The sequence below is a fragment of the Streptomyces purpurogeneiscleroticus genome (genome assembly GCF_020024005.1).
In the GTDB taxonomy this organism is placed as follows: Bacteria; Actinomycetota; Actinomycetes; order Streptomycetales; family Streptomycetaceae; genus Streptomyces; species Streptomyces purpurogeneiscleroticus.
Genome location: NZ_NHSG01000473.1, coordinates 1 through 9,793, shown reverse-complemented (window position 1 = coordinate 9,793; position 9,793 = coordinate 1). Strand labels below are relative to the sequence as shown.

The 9,793-nt window shown below is 68.8% G+C and carries 6 protein-coding genes and 1 pseudogene; 3 read left to right on the top strand and 4 right to left on the bottom strand.

Going from position 1 to position 9,793, the window contains the following annotated elements:
- Positions 1–535: 535 nt before the first annotated feature.
- The 3 genes and pseudogenes from CCS38_RS34295 to CCS38_RS34285 all read left to right on the top strand — a co-directional run.
- Positions 536–850 (top strand): annotated as a pseudogene (locus tag CCS38_RS34295) (CbrC family protein); the annotation flags it as partial.
- A gap of 79 nt (positions 851–929) precedes the next feature.
- A complete protein-coding gene (locus tag CCS38_RS34290; RefSeq protein ID WP_223737465.1) occupies positions 930–1,352 on the top strand; it encodes a hypothetical protein in 423 nt (140 codons plus the stop codon).
- A 164-nt stretch (positions 1,353–1,516) separates the two neighbouring features.
- The gene (locus CCS38_RS34285; RefSeq protein WP_223737463.1) at positions 1,517–3,712 is read left to right on the top strand and encodes a tetratricopeptide repeat protein; all 2,196 of its coding nucleotides are present in this window, start codon (positions 1,517–1,519) and stop codon (positions 3,710–3,712) included.
- Positions 3,713–4,225: 513 nt separating this feature from the next.
- On the opposite strand, the gene CCS38_RS34280 is transcribed toward CCS38_RS34285, so the two are convergent.
- From CCS38_RS34280 to CCS38_RS34265, 4 genes are all read right to left on the bottom strand, one after another.
- Positions 4,226–4,474 (bottom strand): hypothetical protein, encoded by a 249-nt coding sequence (locus tag CCS38_RS34280; RefSeq protein WP_223737461.1) that lies wholly within the window; start codon positions 4,472–4,474, stop codon positions 4,226–4,228.
- Between the two features lie 558 nt (positions 4,475–5,032).
- Positions 5,033–5,662: a hypothetical protein gene (locus CCS38_RS34275; RefSeq protein ID WP_223737459.1), complete on the bottom strand. Its 630-nt coding sequence runs from the start codon at positions 5,660–5,662 to the stop codon at positions 5,033–5,035.
- A gap of 53 nt (positions 5,663–5,715) precedes the next feature.
- Positions 5,716–6,711, bottom strand: a complete 996-nt coding sequence (locus tag CCS38_RS34270) for a hypothetical protein (RefSeq protein ID WP_223737457.1) — start codon at positions 6,709–6,711, stop codon at positions 5,716–5,718.
- Between the two features lie 134 nt (positions 6,712–6,845).
- Complete coding sequence (locus CCS38_RS34265; protein WP_223737455.1) at positions 6,846–9,257, bottom strand: DEAD/DEAH box helicase; 2,412 nt, start codon at positions 9,255–9,257, stop codon at positions 6,846–6,848.
- Between the last annotated feature and the right edge of the window lie 536 nt (positions 9,258–9,793).

Sequence of the window (9,793 nt, the reverse complement as noted above, 5' to 3'; positions counted from 1 at the left end):
GGGGTGTTGCCGCGGGCTGTGGTGGTGCGGCGGCTGCTGGCGGTGGATGCTGAGGGGCAGGGGGCGTTGTCGCGGTGGCATGTGCGGATCGCGGCCCAGGTGGCGGGGGTCTCGGAGCGAACGGTGTGGCGGTGGCTGGCCGACGGGCGGAGGGCCGGCTTCAGGCGCGGCCGCGGCGGGAGGGGTTTCCGCTCAGTGACGCCTTGTGGGAGGTCCTGGCGCAGACGGGCGGCAATGTCGCGGAGCTGCACCGGCGGATGCTGCAGGCGCAGCAGGCCGGTGACCTTCAGCGGTGGGGTGTGCAGTGTGTTCCCTCACTGCCGACGTTGCACCGCGCGATCAAGCGTGACCTGGGAGCGGGCCGGGTGTTGGAGGTGGCCCGTGCGGCCGGCGTTCGGGTGGGGCTGGAGCCGAGCCGCTATGACCGGGCGCTGGCGGAGCTGGGGTTCACCGACGAGTCGGGCACACCGCCTGGCGGGGAACCAATGCCGGGTGAGGCTGCTGCACAGGGCGGGGATGACCCTGCGGGTGCTGCAACCGCGCCACGGGGTGGATCTACACTGCGACCTTTTATACCGCCCACGAGATCAGCGGACGCTTCTGCCCGTGGTGCATCGCGGACGGCAGTGCGGCTGAGTTCGCCGGCGAGTTCGTGGATTCCTACGGGCTCGACTGGCGTGCGGAACCAGTTCCCGAGGCGACCCTGACCAGGACGACGCCAACGCCAGAGAGTGAGCCTGTGCAGCCCACAGCCTTGGGGCGGGCGGCTGCGGGCTGTCGTCCGGATACAGGGGGTGTTCCTGGGAAGGGAGTGCATGGCCGTCAGATCCAGCGCTATCGTCCTCAGTAGATTCGGCGGGCAACGGGGGTATGAGGGGATGCTGGAACAGGAGTTGACAACGCTGGCCGCAGCTGGCGGTGCGGCGATAGTGACGGCCGCGAGCACGGACGCATGGACCCGCTTCCGGGATGCGCTGGCGCGCTGGTTCGGCCGCGGCAACCCGCAGCGTGAGCAGGCGCAACGCGAGCGGCTCGACCAGACCGCCGCCGCGCTCCAGGCAGCCGACGGCGGCGTGCAGGCCCGGGCCCGGCAGGAAGCCTCCTGGCAGACCCGCATCGAGCTCCTGCTGGAATCCCTGGACGAAGCCGACCGCGCGCAGGCCGTGAACGACCTGGGCGCCCTGCTCGAACAGCAGAAGGCACCGCACAGCGGCATATCCGCCGGTGACGGCGTCGTGGCCGCGGGCGGCGACCTCAACATCACAGCCGACAACGGCTCGATGGCCCTCGGCGCGGCGAACGGGCCGGTGACCTTCACCCCCCCTCCGGCGCCGGCTCCGCCACAGGGCTGAACGGACCGGCCGCCCCAAGCCCGCAACCACCCCCCGCAGAACCTGGTACTTCGAACACCGTCACAGTCCACGCCAGCCACAACAGCGTGGCGATCGGCAGCGCTGGCCAGGTCAACTACCATGCCGCGCCCCGAGAGCCCGCTGCCTGGCCACACCAGGTCGGTGTGCTCCCGCCCCGGGCCCAGTCCTTCCAGGACCGTGCCGAGGCCGAGAGGCTGCGCGCGGCGGTCGAGGGCGCCGGCACGACCGCGCTGGGCCAGGTCCTGACCGGGATGGGCGGGGTCGGCAAGACCCAACTCGCCGCCGACTACGCCCTCGCCGCGTGGGACAACGGCTCAGGCGGCAGCCTGGACGTCCTGGTCTGGGTCACTGCGAGTTCCCGCTCTGACGTGGTGGCCGGCTACGCGCAGGCCGGTATCGAACTGTGCCGGGCCGACCCCGACGACCCCGAACAGGCTGCGCGGACGTTTCTGGCCTGGCTGACCCCAAAGGCCGGGGCACGGCCGTGCCGGTGGCTGGTCGTCCTGGACGACGTTGCCGACCCCGACGACCTGCGCGGGCTGTGGCCGCCCGCCGGATTTCACGGGCACACCCTGGTCACCACCCGCTGCCGCGACGCCGCCCTGACCGGCGAGGGCCGGCGCCGGATCGAGGTCGGCCTGTTCACCGAGACCGAGGCCGTCGCCTACCTCACCCGGTCCCTGGCCGCCCACGACCGTGAGGAGACCGAAGAACAGCTCAGCGCCCTGGCCGACGATCTCGGCTGCTTGCCCTTGGCCCTCTCCCAGGCCGCCGCCTACGCCATCGACTCCGGCGAGGACGTGGCCTCGTACCGGGACCTGCTCGCCGACCGTGCCACTACCCTCGCCGACACGGCCCCCGACCGACTCCCCGACGACCAGGCCCTCCCTCTTGCCGCCGCCTGGTCCCTGTCCATCGACCGCGCCGATGTCCTGCGCCCCGCCGGCCTGGCCCGCCCCATGCTCCAACTGGCCGCCCTCCTCGACCCCAACGGCATCCCCGAGACCGTTCTGACCAGCGAGCCCGCCCTCGGACACCTCGCCAAGCACCGGCCCCGACCCAGCCCGGACGCCACTGGGGATCCAGCACCAGTCTCCCCAAGGGACGCGGCGCGGGTCCTGCGAACCCTGCATCGCCTCAGTCTTGTCGACCACACCCCCGCCACTGCCCACAAGGCCGTGCGCGTCCACCGGCTCATCCAACGCGCCACCCTCGACACCCTCCCCCACGACCACAAGCACGAGACTGCCCGTACGGCCGCCGACGCCCTGCTGGCCGTCTGGCCCGGCCCCTCACACGACACCGCCCTCACCCAGGCCCTGCGCTCCAATACCGCCGCCCTCACCGACCACGACGAAACCGCCCTCCATCAGCCACATGCCCATGCAGTGCTCCACCGTGCTGGGACCAGCCTCGGCGAAGCCGGCCACGTCGCTGCTGCCACCGCACACTTCCTACGCCTGACCGAGACAACGACCCAGCACCTGGGCCCAGACCATCGCGACACCCTGGCAGCCCGTCACGGCCTCGCCAGGTGGCAGGGTGAGGCCGGGGATGCGGCCGGGGCAGCAGCAGCCTTCGAGGAACTCCTGGCAGACCGGATCCGAGCGCTCGGCCAAGACCACCCCGACACTCTGGCCACCCGCAATAGCCTCGCCCGATGGCAGGGTGAGGCCGGCGACGCGGCCGGGGCAGCAGCAGCGACCGAGGACCTGCTGCCACACCTGGAGCGCCTACTGGGCGAGAACCACGGCGAAACCCTGGCGGCCCGAAGCAACCTCGCCCGGTGGCTGGGCCGGGCAGGGGATGCACCCCGTGCGGCGGCAGCTTTGCAACACCTGCTGCCACAGATGGTGCAACTGCTGGGTGAGGACCACCCCGACACCCTGACGGCCCGCAACAACCTTGCCAACTGGCAGGGCGAGGCAGGAGAACCGGCGGGGGCGGCAGGCGCCTTCGAGCAACTCCTGGCCGACCGGATCCGGGTGCTCGGCCAAGACCACCCCCGCACCCTGACCAGCCGTGGAAACCTCGCTCGGTGGAAAGGCCGGGCTGGCGACGCCGCCGGGGCAGCAGCAGCCTTCGAGGAACTCCTGGCAGACCGGATCCGAGTGCTCGGCGAAACCCACCCCCACACCCTGAACACCCGCCACAACCTCGCCCATTGGCGGGGGGAGGCGGGCGATGCGGCCGGGGCAGCCGCTGCCTTCGAAGAGCTCCTGACCTATGAGGTGCGGATACTGGGCGCGGATCACTCAAGCACCCTGCACACCCGCAGCAATCTCCTCTACTGGCGCGGTAAGGCGACGGAAGGTGTCGACGAATCGACCGATTCCTGAACAAGGTCAGAAAATGGCGCCGCTCGCCCGTGCTGCCACCCCACGAAGACGGCGTGGCCCCAGCCGCCGGCTGCCAGCCGTGGAGCTCGAACCCGGCTTCATTTACGCCGGTGCGGATGCAGCCCCACTTCACCGGCACCGCCCTAATCGCCGACGATGTTCCGGCCCTCGTCGCCTTCTCCGCCGCCGTCCCGGACGCAGATGTCGAAGGAATGCCCCCTTCGCCCGGGTGGCGGTTCCCTGTGCCGTCCTGTCGTTCTTCTCCGCACGGGGTCGCCCTCGCCCCTGCATCCTGACCAGCCCACTTCCTCAAGCTCAGGCCAACGAACGCGTCAGCATGCCCGTGACCTGGAGGATTTTCCGTTCAGGCTCTCAGCGCTGCTTGGTCAAGATCAAGCAAAGGATCTGAGACACCCGCTGCCGAGCCACTAGGGCGTGTCTGTTAAATGCGAGCCCAGACCAGCACTGCGGCAAGGACCGCGGCCGAGCGGTAGACGATCGCCGGGGCGCTCCTCACAAGCCGAGACGGGCGCGTACCAGCACCGTGAAGGGAACGTCGAGCCACAGGCTGAGGAGGCACCAGCCTGCGACCTTTACCGCGCCCAAACCGAGCCCGTACCTGACGGCCTTACCGAAGTCGTCGCGGGCGAAGCGCACGACGCACCGCCACAGGGCGGCGCGCAGGCGAGCGGCAAGGATCCGACAGCGGCGCGCCAGACGGCGGCCGCGCGAGCAGGCGGGGACGGGCTGGGAGATGTCCATACGGGACATGAGAAAAGCGCTCCTGTTTTCGAGAACGTCAACCGAAGGGCGGCCGCGACGAGCGCGGCGTCCGCGGGGGTGCGCCGCGCGGTCGGCTGCGGCCCGCTCTGCGACGGGCGTCCTCGTGGGGGTGGAGCTCAGCCCGAGGTGGCTGTGTTCCACAGAGTAGGGCATGCGGGAGGAAACGTTGCCCGGGACGTGAACGGCCATGCGGTGCCTTCCAGTCGATGACGGCCGAACCGCAGACGCCAGGATGCTGAAGCGCCCTGGTCAACTGCGGCTCACTCGTCCCTTGGGCTGCGAAGACGACCGCAGACAGCAGTGGCCGGGCAGAATCTTCTGCCCGGCCACTGCTGCGCATCCCACCGTCGCCGGGGACTGTGACACATGTGTCACAGTCCCCGGCTTCTCTACGCCCACTCCAGCCCGAGCTCGGCCAGCTGGGTGTCCAGGAGCAGTATTTGTGACTAGTGGGCGAGGGTGACCTTGGCTGATCAGTCCGCGGCCCTGAGCTATGGGTTTATCACGCCCAGGGGTGTTGGTCAGGTGTGCTCAGTTTCAGTGCGGGCTGATCAGGTTCGTTGAGTGCTGCTGTGCGCTGGTGGTCTTGCTGAGCCAGTACAAGGCGGTGTCCATGTCGCGTGGCGCCCAGTCGCGGATCGGGGCTGGAGCGGTGGCTAGGAGTTGGTCGATTGTTTCGATGTAGCGGCTGTAGCGTCCGGGTGCGTGGCTGAGGGGCACGCCGAGGGCGTGCAGTGCACTGTGGGCTCGTCGGTCGTAGATGGCCATGCGGTGGGGCGCGGCTGCGGTAAGGACGGCGGATGCTAGGGCGTCGCCGGTGCGAAAACCCGGCAGCGGGGCGAGGGCTGCTCGGCCGGCCTGTGCTGCTGCCCTGCGGTTGACAGTGGTGTCGCGTGCGGCGTTGACGGCTGCGGCTGTCGTTCGGCGCACGTCCGCGTCTGGGAGGGCCATTAGCTCGGCGGCCCAGGGGGTGTCAGCTCTGAGTCGTTTCCACATCAACAGCGCTCCGATATCCGCTTTGCCGATGTCTCCGCTCGCGCATACGCGCTGGGTCACCTGCTGCAGGGTCTCGTCGTAGTACGTGCTGACGGCATCGGTGTAGGCCTGGCGGGCGGCAGTGAGCTGCTGCCATTGCTCGGGAGTCAGGGCGAATGAACTATCGGTCACGGCTTGGTGCTCTCCGTTTTCGTGTGTTCAGGACGCTGCGAGTGCCGAGCGCCTCAGAGAGTGCGCAGCGTGGCTTCAATTGCCTTCACGATGCCGTCATGGGCCGCTGGCGCCACCCGGTGGGCCCTACCTATGGAGACCGGGGCCTGCTGCGCGATGCGGTCCAGTACGCGTAGGAAGTTCTTGTCGGCGGTGAGAAAAACTTCGCAGTCCGGCAGGTAGGAGGCGTGTTGGACGTCAATGGGGTTGCCGTTGGTGACCTTCATGTCTGCCTGCACGGTATCCGCCGCCCACCGGATCCAGTTGCGCGGCATGTAAGCGGGTTCCACCTCGTACAGCCAGAACCGGTTGAACGCCTCCCGAGAGGCGCACATGGCACGGAGGTCTACCCGGGCGCCGACCCAGTCGGCGTAGGTGGTGTCCTCATGCGTGAGCACGGATCGGCGACCCGTCGCGAAGGCACGCCAGTACACCTCCTGGTTGTACGGCCGCCATGCCGCGATCCTTTCGCCAGGTGCCCACCCGGCCTGCTGCTCCGCCGTCGTCTCGTCACTCGGGGAGAATGTGATCTGAGAGAGGTCGCGGAGATCGAAGTTGGCCTCGCGCCAACGCTCCCGCTGTTCCTTCTGGTTATCCACGAGGAACTGCACCGTGCGCGCGGTCCGCCGGGCCGGCTCCGCATCGTGCAAGCGGTCGTGGTGCTTTGCCGCCTCTCGCCAGAATCTCTTGGTCCAGTACGTACGCCACGTCGCCTCGCGTCCGGTGTCAGGCACTGCCCGCATCCACTCCGGGTGCAGACGGCGCACCTCGGAGATGACCTCAGCGCTCTCCCGGTCGGCCTCGCTGCGCAGTCGCTCATCCGTCGCGGTCGTGATGGCTTCGACGATGGCTGCCCGCCTGTCCGAGAGGGGATGATCCAGTACCTCGAGCAGGACGCTCGGAGGGGTTACCACACGATGCCCAAGCGAATGTGCGAGCGCAGTGAACCGCTCCCCGGCCCGTTCATCCCCTAGGTAGGACCAGACGTTGTTGTCGAGCATGATCTTCACGCTGTCGTCCTTTCCCCTCAGATGCCGGTACCTGAGGCGCCGAACTCCTCTGCAGTGACATCACGACAAACGCTAGGCGCAGCCATGCCGAGTCCGACACCATCGCTGTGAGGCTCGTGACGTGACGTCGGCGTCTATGCTGCCCAGTGGAGTCCGAGGTCGGCGAGCCGAGCGAGCCTGTCCGCAGGCAGCTTCGTCCTGCGACCCTTGAGATTCATCACCCATACCCCCAATTTCACGGCGTGTTCCTGGCCGTCGACCACGATTCGCTCTACGTGGGAGCGGCTGATGGGCCCCACGGAGCCGGTGCGGGCCTTGTACTGGGTCAGGGCCGCCACACCCCGCTCGAAGGCTTCAGAGGTCCCCTGGCGGCCCTTGACGGCCGCCGTCTTGGGTGCGGGGAGCGGGCCGATGCCGAGCTGCTCCAGGCGCTCGCGCTGCCCGGCCGCGAGCTTGGTCCAGGCGATGTGTTCGCGCTGCCGGGTCAGCCAGCGGCCGATGTCGGCGCCGTCGACGGTGACGCCGGGCAGCAGGTCCTCCACGCGGGCGCCGCCGGTGAGGCACTCCCGTACGGCGGCGTAGTGCCGCTGCCAGTCGATCGGCCACTTCGGATTCCAGTCCGGGTCGATCGCCGCCAGCGCCGCGGCCCGCTCGGGGCGCCCCTCCAGCGCACCCGGGCGGCGCAGGTTGGACAGCCATTGCCCCACTGGCCGGTCCAGGGCGGTGGCCGGCCGGGGCGCGGCGAGCGTGCGGTGCTGCTCGAAGTAGACCCGCGCGGCGGCGAGGTTCTCCTCGAACGCGGCATCGGTGGCGTCCCAGATCATGCCGAGCTTCTCCAGCCGCTCGGCCCGCGCGCCCGACATGGTCCCGGCCCCGTACGCCCGGCGCTGTTCGGCCGTCCACTGTCCCAGCGGATACGGGCCGGGCGGCTCCTTGTGGTCGTAGGGAACCCGGGCGTGCCCTTCCCGCTCCACGAACCGCTTCAGCGCGGCGTAACCCCGCGCCCAGTCCTGCCGCTCGGTGTCGATGACGTTGAAGCTGACCCACTCCGCGACCATCACCGGATCCCGGGGAGCGGCAAAACGCAGCAGAAGACGGGATTCCTCTTCCCCTTCCTCCGGCGCCGGCCCGATATTCACAGATGGGTTCACGGCCCGTTTCTGGTTTTCCTGGGGAATGGCGAGCAGCTCGATGACCTCTTCATCGTGCGCACGCAGACCTTGCAATACCTTGATCAACGGGCGGTAACTGCCGGAAGTGAACATGTCCTCCGGCCGCTCCCCGGGCGCCAGGAAGACCGGCACGATGAGGGAGGCGAGCTTCCCCTCACCCGGCTGCTGCCGCAACGCCCGGCCAATCGCCTGCACGATGTCGTGCGGCGCCCCCTTGGGATCTAGAAGGGCAACGCTGTCCACCGCTCGAATATCAACACCTTCCCCCAAAACGCGACAATTCGAAAGGATCGCCCGGCCGGCACGGGTGGCGAACTCACCCAACACCCGTCGCCGGTGCTCGGCCTCATGCTCGCCGCACAGCCAGTCCGCCCAGATCCGCCGCGGGTACTTCTGCGGATCATCCGCATGCAGCTTCGCCGCCACCGCCGGCAACCCCTCCGCATACGCCTGGGCCTCGATCGTCCGGTGATGGAACGTGATCATCGTCTGCAACTGGTGCTCCGCCGCCGTGCGCAGCATGGCGGCCTGCAGCGCCCCGAGCCGCTGCCCGCGCACCTCCTCCTCATACCGCTGCTCACCCCACAACCGCTCAGGAGTGACCACCGGGTCCTGGAGCTCCACGACGATGATCTGGTACCGCGCCAGCAGTCCGCGGGACACCGCCTGGGCCAGGGTGAGCCGGTACAGCACAGGCCCGAAGATGCTCTCGTCATCCATCGACGCCGCCAGCTCCTCGGGCAGCGGATCCCGCCGCAACCCCTCCCGCTGCTCCTCGGACGGCCCCCGCTCTTGCCAGATCCGCGGTGTCGCCGTCATGTACAGCCGACGCACCGCCGGGATGACGTCCTGGTGGTGGATGTCCGCCCACGCCTTACCCAGAGATCCACTTGTGCGGTGGGCTTCGTCGACACAGGCGAGGTCCATGGGCATGAGCTGCTGCCCGTAGACGCCTTCGAAGGCTTCGGCGAGGACGCCGAGGGAGGCGTAGGTGGCGTAGATGGTGACCGGCCCCTGGCCGTGCCATAGGGCAAGCTGGACGGGGCTGGTGGTGACGCGCACGCCCATGCTCCACAGTGCGCCGTCGTCTTGGAGGGAGCACACTGCGACGGCCGGCCCGGTGTGCCCGGCCTCGCGCCAGGCCCGCACGGTCTGGGTCAGCAGATCCAGCGTCGGCATCAGCACCAGGACCCGGCCGTTCGGCACCAGACGCCGCGCCGCCGCTGCGGCGATGATGGTCTTGCCCGTCCCGCACGCAGCGATGACCTGCCCCCGTAGCCCGTTCGCGGGCATCCTCTTGCCCGGCGGAATATCGAGGCCACGCACGATGGCATCCACGGCCTCGACCTGATGGTCACGCAGTTTCACGGGCATTTCCCGTACTCCTTTGAGGGAATGAGAAGCACATTCAGCGAGGGTTTCCCCGAATACGATGCGGGTCCGGGGTGGTGCGATGCAGTCCCAGACTCTACACACTCCATCAGGAGTGATGCATCCCGCTCAACGAGATTGGCTCGACTGGGTGATGCAGCGCCAGATCTGGCGCGTCGGCGTAGCGTTGGGTTGCATCCTGTTGAGTGTTGCAGGATGTCGGCCGAGGTGCGCACCTCGGAGGCGGAGCGCAGCGGAGCCGGTTCTCTTCGGGTGGGCCGGCATCGGTTCGGGCTCGAGTCCACAGTGGGGGTGTGGCCCAGGATTCCAGGGTTTACACGGACATCCGACACGATGCAGCCTCCCTCGTAGCCAGCCTTGAATCCCCGCGAAGCGGGGGTTCTGCAATTCGCGCTTGCGCGAATTGATTCGCTTTCAGAATTCCGCTTGCGGAATTCAATTCCCGCGCTTGCGCGGGAATTTGACGGAGCGTTAGCGGAGTCGTTTCACTGCCCAGCGCGCCAGCGCTGGGGTACCCG

Bases quoted from the DNA above. Each gene is read 5' to 3' on its own strand.
- CCS38_RS34280 (WP_223737461.1), bottom strand. From the start codon at position 4,474: ATGGACATCTCCCAGCCCGTCCCCGCCTGCTCGCGCGGCCGCCGTCTG.
- CCS38_RS34265 (WP_223737455.1), bottom strand. From the start codon at position 9,257: ATGCCCGTGAAACTGCGTGACCATCAGGTCGAGGCCGTGGATGCCATC.